Source organism: Streptomyces durocortorensis (genome assembly GCF_031760065.1).
GTDB lineage: Bacteria > Actinomycetota > Actinomycetes > Streptomycetales > Streptomycetaceae > Streptomyces.
On the sequence record NZ_CP134500.1, the window covers coordinates 5782970 to 5801705 of the forward strand.

The following is an 18736-nucleotide window of genomic DNA, read 5'->3' on the forward strand; positions in this document are numbered from 1 at the left end:
AGTTCTTCGCGAAGGGTCGTTCGCGAAGAACTCTTTGCCGTTGTGCGGCAGTTGATGGTGACGGGTGAAAAACTCGCTACGTCCCCTGGCCGCACGCCGTCGCCCAGTGGCACGCCACCTGCGTGTCCGCCCCGCCGTTCAGCACCGGCAGGTCCACCGTGCGGCAGGCCTCCGCCACCCCGGCGCGCTCCGCATCGCCCGAGGCGAGCACCTGGCACCGGACGTGGAAACGGCAGCCGGAGGGCACCTTCGAGGGGTCCGGCGGCTCGCCGGCCAGCACCACCGGTTCGCCCTCCGCCTCGGGCAGGACCGACAACAAGGCCTGGGTGTACGGGTGCTGAGGGGCGGTGAGCAGCTGCTCGACCGGGCCCGTCTCGACGATCCGGCCCAGATACATCACCGCCACCCGGTCCGCGATGTTCCAGGCGAGCCCCAGGTCGTGCGTGACCACCAGCGCCGAGAGCCCCAGCTCGTCCCGGAGCCGCAGCAGGAGCGCCAGGATCTCGCCCCGGACCGACGCGTCCAGCGAGGCCACCGGCTCGTCGGCCACGATCAGCTCCGGTTCCAGCACCAGCGCCCCGGCGATCACGACGCGCTGGCGCTGACCGCCCGACAGCTCGTGCGGAAAGCGCAGGAAGAACCGCTCCGGAGGCCGCAGCCCCGCCCGGGACAGGGCTTCCTGGACGGCGGCCCGCTCGTCCCCCGCGTACCCGTGGATGCGCAGCCCCTCGGCCACCGCGTCGTACACCGTGTGCCGGGGGTTGAGCGAGCCACTGGGGTCCTGGAGGACCAGCTGCACGCGTTTGCGGTACGCCTTCAGCGCGCGGCCCGTGTAGTCGAGGGGGGCGCCGCCGAAGGTGACCCGGCCCGCGGTCGGCGGGACCAGGCCGAGCAGGGACCGGGCCAGCGTCGTCTTGCCGCAGCCGGACTCGCCGACCAGGGCGACGATCTCGCCGGGCCGGATGTCGAGGTCGACGCCGTCGACGGCCCGGGCGGTGGCGGCCCCGCGCCGGCCGGGGAAGGCGACCTTCAGGGCCTCGGCGCTGAGCAGGGGAGCGGTGGCGACCGGAGGGGCGGTGCTCATGTCGTACTCCTCGTGTCGTCGGCCCTGGTTGTTCCGTCGGCTCCGGGGGAGGCCTGGGAGGCCGGAGGGGGTGCGGTGGGGGTGTCGTCCACCCGCACGCAGGCCGCCCGGCGGTCACCCCCCGCCTCCCGCAGCTCCTGGTCCTCCGTCGCGCAGGTGTCCAGCGGCACCGGACAGCGGGGGTGGAACGTACAGCCGCCCGGCAGCGCCGCCGGATCCGGCGGATCGCCCGGCAGCCCGCGCGGGGCGCGCCGGGAGGAGAGGTCCCCGATCCTGGGGAAGGCGGCGGAGAGCGCCTTGCCGTACGGGTGGCGGGCGTCCGTGTACACCTGCCGGGCGGGGCCCTCCTCGACGACCCGGCCCGCGTACATCACCGAGAGCCGGTCGCAGGTGTCCGCTAGCACCGCGAGGTCGTGGCTGATCATGATGAGCCCGACCTTCTGGTCCGTGACCAGCTGCTGGATCAGGCGCAGGATCTGCGCCTGGATCATCACGTCCAGCGCGGTCGTCGGCTCGTCCGCCACGATCAGGCGCGGATCGCAGGCCAGCGCCATCGCGATCATCACGCGCTGACGCTGCCCCCCGGACAGCTCGTGGGGGTACGCCTGGGCCCGGGCCGCGGGCAGACCCACCTGTTCCAGCAGCTCACCGGCGCGCCTGCGGGCGGCGGCCGGGGTGGCCTTGCTGTGCAGCAGGATCGGCTCGGCGATCTGGTCGCCCACCCGGTGCACCGCGTTCAGTGAGTGCATCGCGCCCTGGAAGACGATCGACGCGCCCGCCCAGCGGACCGCCCGCAGCCGCCCCCACTTCATGGTCAGGACGTCCTCGCCGTCCAGCAGGATCTCGCCGGTCAGCCTGGCCGTCGCGGGCAGCAGCCGCAGCAGCGCGAGGGCCAGCGTCGACTTCCCGCAGCCGGACTCCCCGGCGATGCCGAGCTTCTGCCCGGCCTCCACCCGCAGATCGACACCCCGTACGGCGGGGACGGCGTCGCTGCCGCTGCCGTAGGTGACGGTGAGGTCCCGCAGCTCCAGGAGCGGGGGATCGCCGACCGGCTTCGACAGGCCGGGCGAGGCGGACGGGTCCGGATTCGGAGTGGTCGTCGTGGTCGTGGCCGTCAACGGGGCACCCCCAGCTTCGGGTTGAGCACGGACTCGATGGCGCGGCCGCACAGCGTGAAGGCGAGGGCGACGACGGCGATGGCGAGTCCGGGCGGAGCGAGATACCACCAGTTGCCGGAGCTGACCGCTCCCGCCTCGCGGGCGTCCTGGAGCAGCCCGCCCCAGGAGACGATCGTGGGATCGCTGAGCCCGAGGAAGGCGAGGGTCGCCTCGGTGAGGATGGCGGTGGAGATGACGAGTGTGGTCTGGGCGAGCACCAGCGGCATGACGTTGGGCAGGACATGACGCGACATGATGTGGCCGTGCCCGCCGCCGAGCGCCCGCGAGCGTTCGATGTACGGGCGGGATTCGACGGAGAGCGTCTGGGCCCGGACCAGACGGGCGGTCGTCGGCCAGGTCGTCACACCGATCGCAAGGATCGTCGTCCAGATCGACCGGGACAGGACCGTGGCCAGCGCGATGGCCAGCACCAGGGTCGGCATCACCAGGAACCAGTCGGTGATCCGCATGGCGACAGTGGCGTACCAGCCCTTGAAGTGGCCGGCGGTGATCCCGATCAGGGTGCCGATCGCCACGGAGAGGAACGCGGCCAGCAGTCCGACGGTCAGCGAGACCCGGGTCCCCCAGAGCATCAGGGCCAGCAGGCTGCGCCCGAACTGGTCCGTCCCGAGGGGGAATTCGCCGCTCGGTGCCTCCATCGGGCCGCCGGGCGCGCCGGTCACGCTCCTGGAGTCGGCGCCCACCAGCAGGGGAGCGGCCAGCGCCAGCAGGGCGATGACCACGAGCACGCCGAGGCCGACGAGCCCGGCCCGGTGCGCGCGGTACTGCCGCCAGAAGCGGAGGGCGGCCTGCCGCCGCCGGGCCCGGGCGAGCGCGCGCGGGCCCGCCACCGGCACGGCTTCGGGTTCGTCGGTCGAGACAGTCATCGGCCCACCCGGGGATCGAGCAGCGGATAGATCACATCGGCCAGCGTGTTCATGAGGATCACCGCGGCGGCGAATACGAAGAACAGCGCCTGCACCAACGGCAGGTCGGGCACGCTCAGCGCCTGGTAGAAGAGCCCGCCGAGCCCCGGCCAGGAGAACACCGTCTCCACCAGGATCGCCCCCGCCACCGTCGTACCGAGGTTCACGAAGAGCAGGGTCACGGTCGGCAGCATCGCGTTCGGCACGGCATGCCTGCGGCGTACGAGATCGTCGCGCAGCCCCTTGGCACGGGCGGTGGTCAGATAGTCGCTGCCCATCTCGTCCAGCAGCGAGGAGCGCATCACCAGCAGGGTGCGCGCGTACTCCACGGCGACCAGGGTGAGGACCGGCAGCACCATGTGGTGCGCGATATCCAGCACCCGGTCGAAGCCCTCGGTGTTGCCGGACTCCATGCCTCCGGTCGGGAAGAGCCCGGGGACCGGGCCGATGCCCACCGACAGCGTGATGATGAGGAGCAGCCCGAGCCAGAACGAGGGCACCGAGTACAGCGTCAGGGCGAAGGCGGTGTTGGCCCGGTCCCCGGCGCTGCCGTTGCGCCAGGCGGACCGGGCGCCCAGCCAGATGCCGAGCAGGGTGTAGATCGCGAAGGCGGTGCCGGTGAGCAGCAGGGTGGCGGGCAGCGCCTCGGTGATCTTGTCGATGACGGGGGCACGGAACTGGTACGACGTACCGAAGTCGCCGGTCAGCGCCTTGCCGCAGTACTGCGTGAACTGCTGCCACAGCGGCAGGTCGAGGCCGAACTCGCGGCGCATCGACGCGATCTGTTCCGTCGACACCTGACGGCCGCCGGTCATCTGCTTGACCGGGTCGCCGGGGATCAGCCGGAAGAGGAAGAAGCTGGTGACGAGGACGGCGAAGAGGGAGACGGCCGCACCGGCCAGCTTGCCCGCCGCGTAGCGGGCGTAGGCGGCGGTCGTACGGGAACGTGGGCCGCGGGCCGACGGCCCGGCCGGAGCCGGGCCGTCGGATTCCGTGCTCTCCACGCCCGCCGCGCCCTGGCGCAGCGCGGGAGTGCTTTCTGTGCTCATGGACTATTCACGGTCTTCCGCGGTGGAGCGGCGACGCATGGCGAACAGGAGTCCGCCACCGGCGAGGACGACGACGGCGATCCCGACCCCGACGAGCACCCCGGTGGAGCTGCCACCGGAGTCGGAGGACGACGAGGAGGCCCCGGCGGCCGGGACGGCCGACCACCAGCTCCAGTAGCCGTCCTGGCCGTAGATGTTGCCCGCGTCCGACGGCATGGTGGTGATGGACTTGATGTGGTCGGTGCGGTACGCCTCGACGGCATTCGGGTACGCCATGACGTTCATGTACCCGGTGTCGTACAGCCGCGACTCCAGTTGCTTGACCAGATCCGCCCGCTTGGCGGGATCGTACTCGGCCAGTTGCTTCGTGTAGAGCTCGTCGTACTGCTTGTCGCAGATGAAGTTGTCGGTCGCCGCCGACTGCTTCGCCTTGGACGGCAGCGCGGCACAGGTGTGGATCGACAGGACGAAGTCGGGGTCGGGGTTGACGGACCAGCCGTCGAACGCCAGGTCGTATTCCCCCGCGTACCAGGGGTCGGAAACGTTGTCGAGGCAGTCGACCTTCAGTCCGATGCCCTGCTCGCCCCACCACTCCTGGAGGTACTTGCCGATCGCCTTGTCGTTGGGGTCGGTGGCGTGGCACAGGATGCGGAAGTCGAGCGGCCTGCCGTCCTTGCCGACGCGTTTGCCCTGGCCGTTCTTCTCGTACCCGGCCTCGTCGAGGAGGGTGGCCGCCCTCTGCGGGTCGTAGGCGAGCTTCTGGCCGTCCGCGGGCTTCCAGAAGTAGTCGCCGAAGCGCGGCGGGATGTAGCCCTCGCCCTCGACGGCGTGGCCTTGGAAGACCTTGTCGATGATGGTCTTGCGGTCGACCGACATGAACAGCGCGTGCCGCACCTTCTGGTCCAGCAGCGCCGGGTGCCCGTCACCGAATCTCGTACCGTCCTTCGTACGGGCTCCGGGGTTGACGGCGAGCGCGAAGAAGCGGCGGCCCGGGGCGTCGTTCACCTTGATGTCCGGGGCGGTCTCCAGTGAGGCGGACTGGGCGGGAGTGAGGCTGGGGCTGCCCGCGACGAAGGACACCTCGCCCTTGCGCAGGGCGGCCACGGCCGCGTCCTGGTCCTTGTAGTAACGGAAGACCAGCTCGTCGAACTTGGGGGAGCCGCGCCAGAAGTCCTTGTTGGCCTTGAGCTTCACATAGCTGTCGACCTTGTAGTCCGTCAGGATGAACGGACCGTTCCCCACGACGGGGAAGTTCTTGTCGTTGTTGAACTTCGAGAAGTCGCCGACCTTCTCCCAGATGTGCTTCGGGACGATCGGGACGTCGAGCGCGGCCATCGTGGCCTGCGGCTCCTTCAGCTTGATGACCAGCTTGTCCTTGCCGGTCGCGGTCACCTTCTCGAAGTTGCCGACGAAGCTGCCGTTGGAGGTGGCCGCACCCTCGTCGGTCATCATCTTGTTGAACGTCCAGGCCGCGTCCTCGGCGGTGGCCTGCTGCCCGTCGGACCACTTCGAGTCCGAGCGGATCGTGTACGTCCACGTCAGCTTGTCCGCGGAGGGCTCCCACTCGGTGGCCAGGCCCGGGATCGCCTTGTTGTCCTTGGGGTCGTAGTTGGTGAGGTAGTCGTACATGAGCCGGTGGATGCTCGTGCTGACCAGCCGCTGCGCGAGGAACGGGCTGAGCGAGTCGACGCTCTGCGCGACGGCGACGGTGAGTGTCGTCTTCCCGTCGTCGGCACGGGCCTCGGAGGGCGCGGGCGCGAGCGGGTTTCCCGGTACGACGGAGCCGGCGGCGAGCGCCAGGGCGACCGCGCCCGAGCCCGCCAGGAGGCGCAGGTGTCGGCGTGGCCGAAAGGAGCGGGCGGGAACTCTTGTGACCATGGACGGGGACCTCGCGTCATCACTCGCTGGGAGAAGGCGGGCAGATCTCTGGTTCGCCAGTTGGTGAAGCGAGGTCTATCAGCGCTGTCGGGCCTCGTCAACGGTGTGTCAAACCGTGTGTGGGCTGCGGGAATAGCACAAGGGCCCGCACCGCGTGAGCGGTGCGGGCCCTCATTGGTCTCAACCTTTTGGCCCCTACTGCTGAGGTGCCTGCGGCGGCTGCGGCGGCGACTGCTGCCACCCGGCCGGCGGCACTTGACCCTGAAGATCGGGCTGGCCTGCCGGGTTGGCCTGCCCGCCCTGCTGCTCCGGCTGCCCCGGCTGCGGCGCACCGCCCCCGGGCGCACCCGGCAGGTCCGGCGGGGGCGGCGACTGCTGCCACCCGTTCTGCGGTCCGCCCGGTGCGGGCTGCGAGGGGTAGGGCCCCTGCGGCGCGCCCGGCTGACCGGCCGCCTGGTATCCCCCGTACGGGGGCTGTCCGCCGTAGGGCTGCTGGGGGTGGGGCTGCTGTCCCGGCTGGGGCTGCGGCTGCCCGGAGTACTGCTGCGGGTGCGGCCGGCCGGGACCGGGCTGCTGAGGTGCGTACGGCTGCTGACCGGGGGCGAACTGACCGGGCATCGGCTGACCGGGAACCTGGCCGGGGCCATGCTGTCCGGGAGCCTGGCCCGGAGCTTGCTGGCCCGTTCCGGGCTGTGCGGGCAGGCCGTGCTGCGAGGGCTGTGCGGGCTGTCCCGGCTGGGGCTGGCCGGGCATGGGCTGACCCGGTGCCGGGTAGCCCTGCTGGCCGGGCATCGGCGGTGCGTACTGCGGCGGCGGGTTCTGGCCGTCCGCCGTCCACAGCCCCTGCTGCTGCTGGGCCCGCGCGAAGTCCTCGGCCACCAGCGCCGAGAGGTGGAAGTACGCCTCACGGGTCTTGGGCCGCATCATGTCGAGGTCGACCTCGGCGCCCGCCGCCAGGTGCTCGTCGAACGGCACGACGACGACGCCCCGGCAGCGCGTCTCGAAGTGCTGCACGATGTCGTCGACCTTGATCATCTTTCCGGTCTCGCGGACCCCCGAGATGACGGTGAGCGAACGCTGCACCAGGTCCGCGTACCCGTGCGCCGAGAGCCAGTCCAGCGTGGTGGAGGCGCTGGACGCGCCGTCGACCGAGGGGGTCGAGATGATGATCAGCTGGTCGGCGAGGTCCAGCACCCCGCGCATCGCGCTGTAGAGGAGCCCGGTGCCCGAGTCGGTGAGGATGACCGGGTACTGCTTGCCGAGCACCTCGATCGCGCGCCGGTAGTCCTCGTCGTTGAACGTCGTGGAGACCGCCGGGTCCACGTCGTTGGCGATGATCTCCAGACCGGAGGGCGCCTGCGAGGTGAACCGGCGGATGTCCATGTACGAGTTGAGGTACGGGATCGCCTGGACCAGGTCGCGGATGGTCGCCCCGGTCTCGCGGCGCACCCGCCGTCCCAGCGTGCCCGCGTCCGGGTTGGCGTCGATGGCGAGGATCTTGTCCTGCCGCTCGGTGGCCAGCGTCGAGCCCAGCGCGGTGGTCGTGGTGGTCTTGCCGACGCCGCCCTTGAGGCTGATGACGGCGATCCGGTAGCAGGACAGAACCGGGGTACGGATCAGATCCAGCTTGCGCTGCCGCTCGGCCTCCTCCTTCTTCCCGCCCAGCCTGAACCGGGAGGTGGCGGAGGGGTTACGGCTGCTCTTGGCCTTCTGCTTGCCCCGCACCAGCCGGTCGGAGGAGAGCTCGACGGCCGCGGTGTACCCGAGCGGGGCACCCGGCACCGAACGCTCACGCTGGTCGTGCGCGACCGGGGTGGGCCAGGCCCCGCCCGTACGGGGGTCGACGGCCCCGGGCTGCTGCTGGGCCGGGAGGTGGGGCGGCTGGGGCTGCCCCGGGTGCGGCTGCTGATACGGCTCCGGCTGCTGCGGGCCGGTGGGGGCCGCGGGCGGATTCGGTGCGGCCTGGGCGGGGACGGGGGGCTGGGCCTGGGCCGGTCCTTGACCTGGTCCCGGTCCCTGTGCCGGGAAGGGTGCGTGCGGGGGCTGGGGTGCCTGGCCGGGCTGAGACTGAGGCTGCGGTTGGGGGAAGCCGTAGCCGCCCTGGGCTCCCTGGGGCGGGAAGCCGTAACCGCCCGGTCCCTGAGCGGCCTGAGGGTGGGCCTGCGGCGGCAGAGGCTGGGGGGCCTGAGGTGCCTGAGGTGCTTGGGCCGCCTGTGGGAAGCCGTAGCCGCCGGGCACCTCGTTCGTCGGCGCGGGTGCGGGCCACTGCGCCGCGGGCTGCGGGGCGGAGGGCGCCGGGGCGGCGGGCTGGAAGGCGGGCGGCAGCGGCGGCAGCGCGCCGCCCTGCGCGGGCGGTGACCACGGCACCGGCGCGGCGGAGGGCTGCGGGGCGTCCGCGCTGGGAACAGGAGCGTCCTGCGGCACGGAGTCCTGCGGGACAGCGTCCTGGGGGGCGGCGTCCGCCGCGGCGGCGGGTGCGTCGTCGGAATCCGAGGCATCCGGGGCGACAGAGGCGTCCGTCGAGCCCGTCTCCGGGTCCGTACGCGAGAGAGCCGCGGAGCCCGTGTCCGTACCGGAGGCAGAGACATGGGAGTCCGTGCCGGAGACAGAGGCTTCGGAGTCCGTACCGGAGACAGAGGCAGAGTCCCCGGCACCGGCCTTCGCCCCGGTCTCGACTGCGTCGGCGGCATCGGCGTCGGTCTCGGCGTCGGTCTTCGCCTTCGCCCCGGCCCCGCCCTCGGCGGCGGCCTTGGCGTCGCGCTCCGCGATCTCCCGCCTGAGCGCCGCCGACGAGAACCGCATCGTCGCGCCGCTCTCCACGTCACCGCCACCGAACGTACCGGGATCGCCGGGATCGCCGGACTCCTCGGCCGAGGCGGCCGGACCCACGGAGCTCGCCTGCGCGGGGGGCGTCTCCGGTGCTACGGGGGCAGCCGGGGCGGCGGGCTCGACGGGGGCCGGGGGCGCGGCCGCCCAGTTGGGGTCGAAGCCGCCGTGGGGAGGCAGGCCGGGCGCCGACACGGGTGCCCCGTTCGGCGGCGGAGGCGGCGCCAGGTGCGATCCCGCTCCCCCCGACGAGTCCCCCGCCGCGTTCTGCGTGTACCAGGCGGGAGGGGTGTAGTCGATGGTGAACTCACCCGTCATCTCGGCGGGATCCGCGTCGGACGACTCGTCGACGGGCGTGTTCCATCCGCCGCGGATCTCGTCCCGATCGCCGTTCACTTTGCCTCCTGATGTGGTCGAGCACCCTTGTGCCGTGGTGGGTGGGGGCGACCGTTCCCGATGTCCGGTCCGCCCGGCTCTCCCCCTTGCGACGCGCATCACCTGCTCGCAGGTTCTCTGCCGCGCCCCCACCCACCCTAATCGCCATCGGGGGAACTCAGGCAGGGCGTATCGCACGTCAAAGGCCGCCCCGAAGACCAGGTGTCGCTTCTCGGCTGAACCAAGTGCGACAGGAGGAGTGTCGGCGAGGCGGTCAATTCAGTTCATGTGCGGACATCGTCCGTCCGTTGTGTGTCCGTTGTGTGCCCGTATGAAGGGGGGCGCGTTACGGCAGCCCGTTGCGGCGGCCCGTGCGGCGCCCCCTTCGTGGGCGTCGTGCGCCTACGGTGCGCCTACGTGAGGTCGAACTCACCGTCGCGCGCACCCAGGACGAACGCCGTCCACTCCGCCTCCGTGTACCGCAGAACGGTGTCCGGGTCCAGGGAGGAGCGCATGGCGACCGCACCGCCCGGCAGATGCGCGATCTCGACCCGCTCCTCGGCGTCCTCGGTGCCGGGTGCGCTGAGCCACTTCACATCCGAGATGTCGAGAGCGTAGAGCTCGTCCTTTTCCTGCTGAGTGCCCATGACGACGTCCCTTCGGTCGAACGGTTTCCTTGCGTGATCCATGGTCCCTGGCGAGAGGAGCGTCCGTGGCCCGAACGGGCCAGGAATCAGTCCATCCGGCGAGCGTTGCCCAGCAGACCCGTCTCGGCGTCCGTACCGCTCGTCATCACCCAGTGGCGCTCGCGGCCCGCCACCCAGAGCGTGACGCCGTCCGCGAGGGTGGGGAGCGCCTCGTACTCGGCCCGCGCGAGCCCCAGGATCCGGCCGATCTGCTCGGCCTCGGCGGGCGACACCCGCTGGATGCCCACCAAGGCCGACGCACGCATCAACCGCGGTGCGACGGGGCTCAGATAGGGGAGCAGGGTCAGCACGGACTGCCAGGGCGAGGACACCACCCGGCCGCGCGGTGGCCGCATGCCGCAGTCCCGCACCACGACCACCGGGCTGCCCACGGTCGCGCCCGTCGGCGGAACGCGGCCCACGTCGTACAGGGACACGCACTCCAGCCCGGCGCCCGCCGCCTGGGCGAGCGTCGTCCAGGCCTGGACCCGCCCGGTCTCGACCGCCACCCGCGCACCGGTGCCCGCCGCGCGCAACGCCAGCACCTGCGCGGTCCACAGGCCGCCGATCAGCGTGACGTCGTACGGAACGGGGCGGTGGAAGCCGATCAGCTGCGGGCGCCCGTCCGCGTCGTTGCCGATGATCACGCCGTCGTCACCGACCGGCAGGGACAGCGCGCCGAGGTGGTCGGCGGCCACGGTGTGGCCCGCATGGCGGGGGCCGCGCAGCCCGCGCCGGGGCTCGGTCCTTCTGCTCACTGCGCGCCTCCCAGCGGGAGCGTGGCCAGGGCGCCCGGCAGCTGCTCGCGGTCCAGCCGTGCCAGGCCCACCTTGGCGTGCCGGGCGGCCTGCTCCAAAGTCCTTCGCACGCTCACCAGTTCCGTGTCCGAACCACCGGTGACCCGCACATGACCGGCCACGCTCGTCGAGCCCTGCCGCGCCCCGCGCCGCACGGTCAGACTGAACGTCGTCGCGTAGGCGGGCACCGAGGTCAGCAGCGCGACCAGCTGCGGCAGCGGCGTCGCACCACGGCCCAGCTCGGGCCAGCGGTCCACCGCGTACGTGGTGTGCCACCGGTCGTCGCACCGCCAGACCCGAGAGGTCTCCGTCGTACGGCGCTGCGGCGCGGCGTCAGGCCGGCCCGCCCGGCCCGACAGGATGGGGTTGGCGCATGCGGAGGTGGCCACGGCGGAGTTCAGCTCGTCCTGGTCGAGTACCGCGGCCCGGAAGCCGGCGCCCGTGATCCGGCTCGCCACATGGTCCGCGACCCGCACCAGACAGCGCTGCGCGCCGTCCATCCCGCCGCCGCGCGCCTCGATCGCCTCGCGGCACAGCTCCGGATCCAGCTTCACCGCCACCCACGTCAGGCGCAGAGCGGGCGCACCGGTCTGGTCCTGAAGCGGCGCGTACGAGAGCCGGGCCACCGACTGCCGCGGCAGATGCGGGGCCGGTGCGCACCGCACCTGCTGCACCAACTGGGCGGACTCCAGGACGATGTCGTCCACCTGGAGCGCGTCGCCCAGCAGCGACAGCGGGAGCGACCGTGCGCCGAACGCGGGCCGGAGCGACTCGCCGCTCGCCTGCACGCGCACCACGGCGGTCAGGAACGTACCGTCACCGAGCATGCCCACCGTCCGGTGGGCGCGGTCCACATGGACCTGCGGGCCGAATCCGGGAACGTTCTCCGCCACCGGGGCGAGCATCGGCTCCCCGTCCGAGGGCGGCGCGGCGGCGGCCCGCCGCCGGGCCCGGAGCGCGAGAGCGGTCGACAGCCAGTCCTGGAGCGCGCGGCCCCGACGGCGTACCACCGCGAGGGCGAACAGCAGACAGACAAGCACGAGAGCGGGCACCAGCCACGCCCCGCCGAGCGCCGCGCCCACGGCGGCCACCCCGAGAGCCGCCTCGATGATGACCAGCTGCCGCAGCACGGGACGTACCCGGCCGGTCCGCGAGATCGAGCGGAGCGTCGTCGCGGCGGGCGCGTTCTGCGCGGGGGCGGCGGAGGGCGGGGCGGCGGGCGTCGGGGAGGGTTCGTTGCGGCGTTGCCTCCGGGAACTGCCGGAGGCTCTACGGCTGGCTCGCCCGGCACGCTCGCGCGTAGCTGCACCCATTGCCGCGTTGCCCCCCTCGTGTCCGTATTCACCGTTTTCTGCACGGGTGTTGATCGGGTCGTCACCCTACCTGAGCACTGGCGGCGGAGCTCCAGCAGGCATAGTAGGGCCCGGTACGGCATCGGGGGCCGACGGCGCGTGTGGGACCCTGGTCGATCACTGGGGAGAAGAGGCAGCGGACACATGGCATCACGGCGGGATGAGCTCAACGCCTACACCTTCGCGAAGCGGAGGTTGATCGCACAGTTCCTGCAACCCAACCCGACCGGTTCCGAGGAAGGCGCCCCGAAGCCGCTGCGCGCGGTGCTGCCCGGAGCCATCATCGCCGTCGTGATTCTCGCCGCCTTCGGCGCCTGGGGCATGTTCAAGCCGGTGGCCCCCCAGAAGTGGGACACCCCCAAGGAACACGTCATCATCGCCAGCAAGTCCACCACCCGGTATGTGGTGTTGACGACCGACGGCAAGAAGCAGCTGCACCCCGTACTGAACATGGCCTCCGCCAAGCTTCTCCTCGCCCCGGACAAGGGCACGGTCATCAACGTCGACGAGTCGGTCCTGGACAGCGGCGAGATCCCGCACGGTGCGACCCTCGGCATCCCGTACGCCCCCGACCGGCTGCCCGACTCCAAGGTGGCGGGCGCGGCCAAGCGCTGGGCGGTCTGCGAACGGCCCGGTGAGGGCGGCCGGGCCATCCAGAAGGCGGCCTTCATCTTCGCCGAGCGCGAGGAGAACAAGACCGAGGGGAAGAACCGCCTGCGTGGTGGTGAACTGATGTACGTCGAGGGACCGGACCGGACCCGCTACATCGTGGACGCCGAGGGCAAGGCCTACCCCGTCAAGAAGGACGAACTGCTCCTGCGCACCCTGGTCGGCCAGAACGCCAAGCCCCAGCGGGTCTCGGCCTCCTGGCTGGCAACGCTCCACACCGGCGACCCGATCACCTTCCCGACCGTGGACGGACGGCCGGGCGACCCCGCCGACGCCCCCGGGAGCCTGGGCACGCGGACGAACCGGGTCGGCATGGTCCTGGCCGCCACGGCGGGAACCAGGACCCAGCAGTACGTCGTCCTGCCGGGCAGGGTCGCGCCGGTCTCGGACTTCACCGCCAAGCTCCTGCTCAGCAGCCGCCAACTGGTCTCCCTCAAGCAGGCGGGCAACGCGCAGCCGGTGAGCGCCGCCGAGCTCGAACCGGGCGCCCCGTTCGGCCAGGGCAAGGACTGGCCGGTCAGCGAGCCCGAACCCGTCAACTCCCCGAACGTCAAGAAGGGCAGCCGTAACACGGTGTGCAACGTTCTGCGCGGAGTCGACGCGGACAACGGCGCCACCACGCTCAGCACCTGGGTGGGTACGAGCTTCCCCGCGACGCTCCCCACCGGTTCCAGCAGCGCCTACGTCACCCCCGGATCGGGCGAGTTCTTCCGGCAGTTCAAGGGGTCGACGACGGACGCTGGTTTCCTGTTCCTGGTCACCGACACCGGGCTGCGCTACGCGATGCAGTCCAACAGCGACAGCGGCCAGGACGCCTCCGGCATCGGTGAACCCAGCTCGAAGGAGGAGCGGGAGGAGCAGCAGGCGGAGGCTCAGAGGGCCCAGAACCGGCTCGGCTACAAGGACGTCGACCCGACCCCTGTACCGGCGGCCTGGTCCGAACTCCTGCCGACCGGACCCCGCCTCTCCACCGGCGCCGCCAGCCAGCCGCAGGGTTCGTGAGGAGGGGCACGGACATGGAGACGCACCTCGTACACACGGAGACGCCTGCCGTGCTCCAGGAGACGCCTGCCGTGCCCGAGGAGACGCACCCCGCGAGGAGGGAGACGCTTCCCGCGCCAAGGGAGACGTTCCCCGCCCGCCGCATCCTGACAGCCGTGGCGGCCGCAGCGGTCCTCCTCGTCACCCTGCCGGTGGTTCCGGCGGCCGCGGCCGACACGACCCGGTGCACCTTCCCCTCGAAGAAGTACCCGGGCCGCCCCTGGGCGCTGCAACGCGTCCTGCTGGACGAGCTGTGGAAGCAGTCCACCGGCAAGGGCGTTCGCGTCGCGGTCATCGACACCGGCGTCGACGTCAAGAACGAACAGCTCAAGCCCGCCGTGGACATCCGGGCGGGCCGCAACTTCCTACCGAAGAACCTCAAGGACGAGGACGGCAGGAAGATCGAACGCGGCAAGGAGAACGGCACCACGGACAGGGTCGGCCACGGCACCAAGGTCGCCGGCATCATCGCCGCGCGCCAGGTGAAGGGCACGGGCTTCACCGGCCTGGCCCCCGACGCGGTCATCATCCCGCTCCAGCAGAACGACGCCGAGGGCAACGGCACGACCAAGACCCTTGCCGACGCCATCCGCTATGCCACCGGGACGGCGAAGGCGGACATCATCAACATCTCGCAGGACACCGCCGACGCCGTGAAGCCGTCGGAAGACCTGAGGCAGGCGGTGAACGCCGCCCTCGCCCAGGACATCGTGGTCGTCGCCTCGGCGGGCAACGACGGACTCGGCGGCAAGGTGAAGGAGACCTACCCGGCGTCCTTCGACGGTGTTCTCGCCGTGGCCTCCTCGGACCGGAACAACGAACGGGCACCCTTCTCCCAGTCCGGCGAATTCGTGGGCGTCGCCGCGCCCGGCGTGGACATGGTCTCCACGGTCCCCGGCGGCGGACACTGCGCCGACCACGGCACCAGCTTCTCCGCCCCCTACGTCGCCGGAGTCGCCGCGTTGATCAGGGCGAAGCACCCCGACTGGACGCAGAAGCAGATCGTCGCGCAGATCCAGCAGACGGCGGAACGCTCGGTCGCGGGCCACGACCGGCTGGTCGGCTGGGGTGTGGTCGACCCGGTTCGCGCGCTGACCGAGGACGACAAGCCGATCGACCGCCCGGTGGCACACGAGGGCATGAGCAAGGGCAAAGCCCCCACACCCGCCGAACTCCACCTGGGCGAAACGGCCGACGAACGAAACGCGCGTCTGGCGACGTACGTGGTGGTCGGCGGAGGCGTCCTGGTCGCCGCCATCGCGGGGGCGGCTGTGGCGGTACGCGACAGGCGGCGACGCATGATGCGCCTTCCGGCCAACACGTAGTGACGGGACGGGGGGAAGGCGCCGCCATGACACAAGTCACGTGGCCCCCAACTCGATTGGCGCTGTCCTACGCAGTGACTACAGTTGTCGGGATGAGATCAGACCGGATCACGCAAGTGCGATAGCAACGCGGGGCCATCTGAGCAAACGGGGATGCGGAACGGGGAGGACGGCATTGTGACCGATCCAGGTGGCGGTGGCGGAACGGGTGACCTCAGGCGCGGAGTGGGCGCGCTGGAGAAGTTCAAGAAGCGCGTCGACGCCCTGCTGGCGGACTTCGAGGGTTCCGCGGCCAGCAAGTCGAAGGTGGCCGACCAGAAGGTGACACGCGCCTCCCTGAGCGGCCAGAACGCCCGCTTCGCCGAGGCGGACGGCCTCTACACCCAGTACAACCGGGTCCACTCCTCCCTCGTCTCGCTCTCCAAGTCGCTCGGCGACCAGATCGAGTACCTGAGCCTGGGCGTACACGCGGCGGCCGTGGGCTTCGACAACGTCGAGGACGACATCAGGCGGCGCTTCTACGAGATCCAGGCGCGTATGGACCAGGAGCGCGAGAAGGCCGCCAAGCCGGAACCGACACCGACCAACAACGACAAGCAGTCGGACGCCGGGTGGGCAGCGGAATGAGCGACAAGAAGCAGCAGAACCTGACGCCTGCGGAGCAGCAGAAGCAGGACGAGGGACGCGTCCAGGCCCAACTGACCGTCACGGACATGTCCGAGACGGCCGGCCGGATCATGGAGTCCTTCGGCTTCGGCAACCCCCGCAGCGGAGGCCGTACCTCCTTCGAGGGACACGAGCTCAACGCCATGATCGACCTGGTGGAGAACTCCAACCCGGAACACCTGGAGAGCGCGGGCGAGGCCCTCTGGAAGGCCAGGGACGCCATCCGGGGCGCGGCGAAGGAACTGGGCGACCACATCGACGCGGTCGACTGGCAGGGCGAGTCCGGCGACGCCTTCCGCAAATGGGGCAAGGGCCTGGTCGCCCACGCCACCAGGCTGAGCGACTTCGCGGAAGCCGCCGGCACCCAGATCACCGTCGCAGGCACCGGCCTGGCCTCCGTCCGCAGCGCCATGCCCCCGCGCGACGGCCGCCTGGTACGCAAGCGTCCGGACGACATCGAGTTCCCGGCTCGCATCGAGGGCAACCCGGAGTACGAGGCTGCGCTCAAGGTGGAGAAGAACCGCCAGGAGGCGATCAACCAGGTCAACCGGCTGGCGTCGTACTACTCGGTCTCTGAGGAGGTGCTGGCGGGGCAGGAGCCGCCGCGGTTCGAGGAGACGCTCAAGGTCGCCATGCCGAGGCCTGACGCGGGCAGGGGCCCCAGCCCCTCTCCTGAGCCATCGCCCCAGCGCACCGAGATCTCAGGCAGCAGCACGGCACCTACCGCTTCGGGGCGTGCCGTCCCGGGAGAAGCTGAAGCCGTGGCCGCTGGAGATCGCCGCACTCCGGTCGGAGCCGTCGGGTCTGCGTCTGTGCCTGAGAAGAGCATTTCGACAGAGATCAACAGTGTCGTAACCCCGCCAGCCCCGACGACCATTACTAGTGTGGCACCAACGCCCATGCCTACGAGTACGGCAGGGCCGGTCGGAGGGCCAACGCCGCCTCCAATGACAGCCTTCGCGAGTCCTGTTCAGGCGAGCTCGCCACGGCCGACTGGGCCCCCAGGCATACCGCGTTCTGCCAGCCAGCCGGGCCCAGGCAAGGCCCAGGCCATCGGAGGAGTTCCTACCGCGAACGGCCCGGCTGGTAGTGCGGTTGGTCGCCCTGGGCCCATGGGAGGTGCGGCTGGGCACCCGGGGGTGGCCGGTGGCCGACCGACAGGCGGTCCGGGCGGCACGTCCGCGGTTGGCGCTCCTCGCACCGTAAGCGGCAACGGCATCGTGGGCGGAACCCCCCAACGAGCTACGTCTGGGCAGGTGCCCGGAGCTGCTGCGGCTCGAGGAGTGTCGCGCGGAACGGTGATCGGTGCTCCAGGAGCGCCTCAAGGTAGGGCCGGTGTATCCGGTGGGCGAGCCGTTCCTGCCACAGGTGCCAATGGAGTCGTCGGTGCTCCCCGCAACGCTTCAGGGCCCGGCGCGAACGCCAAGGGCTTCACGACCGGTGGCGCAGGGCTCGTCCGTGGTCCGGCGGGCGGGCGGAACTCCAGCCGGGACAACGAGGAGGACAAGGGCTCGTCCCGTCCTGGCTACCTCACAGAAGACGAAGAAACATGGAACGTCGGTCGGCGCGGAGCAGTGCCGCCGGTGGTCGAGCAGTAGTCCCCCAGGGAAGGTTCGGAAGTCGGGATGACAGCAGGAACGGGCCGGGCCCGGTTGCGTGTGCGCGGCGCACTGGCTCTCGCTGCCTCGTTGAGTGTGGTCCTCGTCGGTACGGCACAGCCTGCCGCAGCTGCGGATGTGCAGTCGAAGCAGTGGTACCTCGGTGCGATGCAGGCTGAGGAAATGTGGAAGGTCACGACAGGTGAAGGCATTAAAGTCGCTGTCATTGACACAGGTGTGAACTCGTCCACCCCGTCGCTACAAGGACAAGTTCTCGCGGGGGTCGATGCCACTGGTGCTCCGGGGGACGAGACTGACGACTACAACGGGCACGGCACGACCATGGCTGAGTTGATCGCTGGCACGGGGAAGGGCGGCGGTCTGAAGGGCCTTGCCCCAGGAGCCCGGATCGTTCCCATGAGGGTCTCGGACACCGATTTCAGGAACAAGCACTCGTCCACTGTGTATAGCTCTGCCGATGCCATCCGTGCCGCCGCAGACAGTGACGCGAAGATCATCAGCATGTCGTTCGGCAGTGAGTTCCCCATGGAGCGCGAGCGTGCGGCCGTTGAATACGCTGGCAGCAAGGGGAAGCTGTTCTTTGCTGCTGTGGGCAACGAGGCGAAAAGGGGAAAGAAGGAGGACTACCCTGCTGCATACCCTGAGGTTGTAGGCGTTGCCTCGGCGGACCGCGCAGGCAAGGTTGCTGAGTACTCTCAATATGGTGCCACCGTGGACATCGCCTCCCCCGGCAACGACATCCCGCGCTGGTGCGACAACTCCTTCCAGCGCTACTGCGACGGCGACGGCGGCACCAGCGCAGCCACCGCCATCGCCTCCGCCTCCGCAGCCCTCGTCTGGTCCGCCAACCCCGACTGGACCGCCAACCAAGTGCTCAACGTCCTCTTCGACACCGCCAGCCGGGACTGGAAGAAGGGCGAGCGCAGCAAGTACCTCGGTCACGGTCTGATCCGCCCCTCGATGAACATCCTCAAGGGCAAGGGTGACCCCGGCGCCCCGGACATCAGCCCGCTCACCAAGAAGAAGACGACCGGCCCTGCCGACTCGTCCGCGCCCGGTGATTCGTCCGCGCCCGACGCCTCCGCCACACCGCAGCCCGCCAAGAACGACGGCAAGAGCGATGAGCAGGTCGCAGCGGCGGAGGAGACCAAGTCCTCCGGCTCCTCGGGCGGCGAAAGCCAGTTGGGCCTGATCATCGGCGTGTCAGCAGGGGCGGCCGTGCTCGCAGGTGTTGCCTACGCCGTGATGCGCAGGCGTCGCGCCGCCTGACCGTACGTTCCGCGTGC

At 70.9% G+C, this 18736-nt stretch carries 14 protein-coding genes; 5 read left to right on the top strand and 9 right to left on the bottom strand.

The window, feature by feature from the left end:
• Positions 1-76: 76 nt before the first annotated feature.
• The 9 genes from RI138_RS25660 to eccE form a co-directional block, all read right to left on the bottom strand.
• Complete coding sequence (locus tag RI138_RS25660) at positions 77-1084, bottom strand: ABC transporter ATP-binding protein (protein WP_311121788.1); 1008 nt, start codon at positions 1082-1084, stop codon at positions 77-79.
• Positions 1081-2253 (bottom strand): oligopeptide/dipeptide ABC transporter ATP-binding protein, encoded by a 1173-nt coding sequence (locus RI138_RS25665; RefSeq protein WP_398863722.1) that lies wholly within the window; start codon positions 2251-2253, stop codon positions 1081-1083. Before RI138_RS25665 ends, RI138_RS25660 begins: the two co-directional genes overlap by 4 nt.
• Positions 2199-3128 (bottom strand): ABC transporter permease, encoded by a 930-nt coding sequence (locus RI138_RS25670; RefSeq protein WP_311121790.1) that lies wholly within the window; start codon positions 3126-3128, stop codon positions 2199-2201. Before RI138_RS25670 ends, RI138_RS25665 begins: the two co-directional genes overlap by 55 nt.
• Positions 3125-4216: an ABC transporter permease gene (locus RI138_RS25675; protein ID WP_311121791.1), complete on the bottom strand. Its 1092-nt coding sequence runs from the start codon at positions 4214-4216 to the stop codon at positions 3125-3127. Before RI138_RS25675 ends, RI138_RS25670 begins: the two co-directional genes overlap by 4 nt.
• Positions 4217-4219: 3 nt before the next feature.
• Positions 4220-6094, bottom strand: a complete 1875-nt coding sequence (locus RI138_RS25680; protein WP_311121792.1) for an ABC transporter substrate-binding protein — start codon at positions 6092-6094, stop codon at positions 4220-4222.
• A 195-nt stretch (positions 6095-6289) separates the two neighbouring features.
• Positions 6290-9316 (bottom strand): SCO5717 family growth-regulating ATPase, encoded by a 3027-nt coding sequence (locus RI138_RS25685; RefSeq protein ID WP_311121793.1) that lies wholly within the window; start codon positions 9314-9316, stop codon positions 6290-6292.
• 392 nt (positions 9317-9708) lie between these two features.
• Positions 9709-9942 carry a DUF397 domain-containing protein gene (locus RI138_RS25690; protein WP_096632122.1) on the bottom strand — a complete coding sequence of 78 codons (234 nt, stop codon included), beginning with the start codon at positions 9940-9942 and terminating at the stop codon, positions 9709-9711.
• Positions 9943-10028: 86 nt separating this feature from the next.
• A complete protein-coding gene (locus RI138_RS25695) occupies positions 10029-10739 on the bottom strand; it encodes a hypothetical protein (RefSeq protein WP_311121794.1) in 711 nt (236 codons plus the stop codon).
• Complete coding sequence (eccE, locus tag RI138_RS25700; RefSeq protein ID WP_096632126.1) at positions 10736-12091, bottom strand: type VII secretion protein EccE; 1356 nt, start codon at positions 12089-12091, stop codon at positions 10736-10738. The genes RI138_RS25695 and eccE overlap by 4 nt, the downstream gene beginning before the upstream one ends.
• 183 nt (positions 12092-12274) lie before the next feature.
• Between eccE and eccB the strand changes: the two genes are divergently transcribed.
• The 5 genes from eccB (at position 12275) to RI138_RS25725 (ending at position 18719) form a co-directional block, all read left to right on the top strand.
• Entirely contained in the window at positions 12275-13801 is a 1527-nt protein-coding gene (eccB, locus tag RI138_RS25705) for a type VII secretion protein EccB (protein WP_311121795.1), read from the top strand.
• Positions 13802-13815: 14 nt separating this feature from the next.
• A complete protein-coding gene (mycP, locus tag RI138_RS25710) occupies positions 13816-15165 on the top strand; it encodes a type VII secretion-associated serine protease mycosin (RefSeq protein ID WP_311121796.1) in 1350 nt (449 codons plus the stop codon).
• A 153-nt stretch (positions 15166-15318) separates the two neighbouring features.
• Complete coding sequence (locus RI138_RS25715) at positions 15319-15792, top strand: hypothetical protein (RefSeq protein ID WP_311121797.1); 474 nt, start codon at positions 15319-15321, stop codon at positions 15790-15792.
• Positions 15789-17429, top strand: a complete 1641-nt coding sequence (locus RI138_RS25720; RefSeq protein ID WP_311121798.1) for a hypothetical protein — start codon at positions 15789-15791, stop codon at positions 17427-17429. Before RI138_RS25715 ends, RI138_RS25720 begins: the two co-directional genes overlap by 4 nt.
• Positions 17430-17456: 27 nt before the next feature.
• Positions 17457-18719: a S8 family serine peptidase gene (locus RI138_RS25725; protein ID WP_311121799.1), complete on the top strand. Its 1263-nt coding sequence runs from the start codon at positions 17457-17459 to the stop codon at positions 18717-18719.
• The last annotated feature ends 17 nt before the right edge of the window (positions 18720-18736 follow it).

Bases quoted from the DNA above. Each gene is read 5' to 3' on its own strand.
- RI138_RS25725 (WP_311121799.1), top strand. From the start codon at position 17,457: ATGACAGCAGGAACGGGCCGGGCCCGGTTGCGTGTGCGCGGCGCACTG.
- RI138_RS25660 (WP_311121788.1), bottom strand. From the start codon at position 1,084: ATGAGCACCGCCCCTCCGGTCGCCACCGCTCCCCTGCTCAGCGCCGAG.
- mycP (WP_311121796.1), top strand. From the start codon at position 13,816: ATGGAGACGCACCTCGTACACACGGAGACGCCTGCCGTGCTCCAGGAG.
- RI138_RS25680 (WP_311121792.1), bottom strand. From the start codon at position 6,094: ATGGTCACAAGAGTTCCCGCCCGCTCCTTTCGGCCACGCCGACACCTG.
- RI138_RS25675 (WP_311121791.1), bottom strand. From the start codon at position 4,216: ATGAGCACAGAAAGCACTCCCGCGCTGCGCCAGGGCGCGGCGGGCGTG.
- RI138_RS25690 (WP_096632122.1), bottom strand. From the start codon at position 9,942: ATGGGCACTCAGCAGGAAAAGGACGAGCTCTACGCTCTCGACATCTCG.
- eccB (WP_311121795.1), top strand. From the start codon at position 12,275: ATGGCATCACGGCGGGATGAGCTCAACGCCTACACCTTCGCGAAGCGG.
- RI138_RS25670 (WP_311121790.1), bottom strand. From the start codon at position 3,128: ATGACTGTCTCGACCGACGAACCCGAAGCCGTGCCGGTGGCGGGCCCG.
- RI138_RS25720 (WP_311121798.1), top strand. From the start codon at position 15,789: ATGAGCGACAAGAAGCAGCAGAACCTGACGCCTGCGGAGCAGCAGAAG.
- eccE (WP_096632126.1), bottom strand. From the start codon at position 12,091: ATGGGTGCAGCTACGCGCGAGCGTGCCGGGCGAGCCAGCCGTAGAGCC.
- RI138_RS25715 (WP_311121797.1), top strand. From the start codon at position 15,319: ATGCGGAACGGGGAGGACGGCATTGTGACCGATCCAGGTGGCGGTGGC.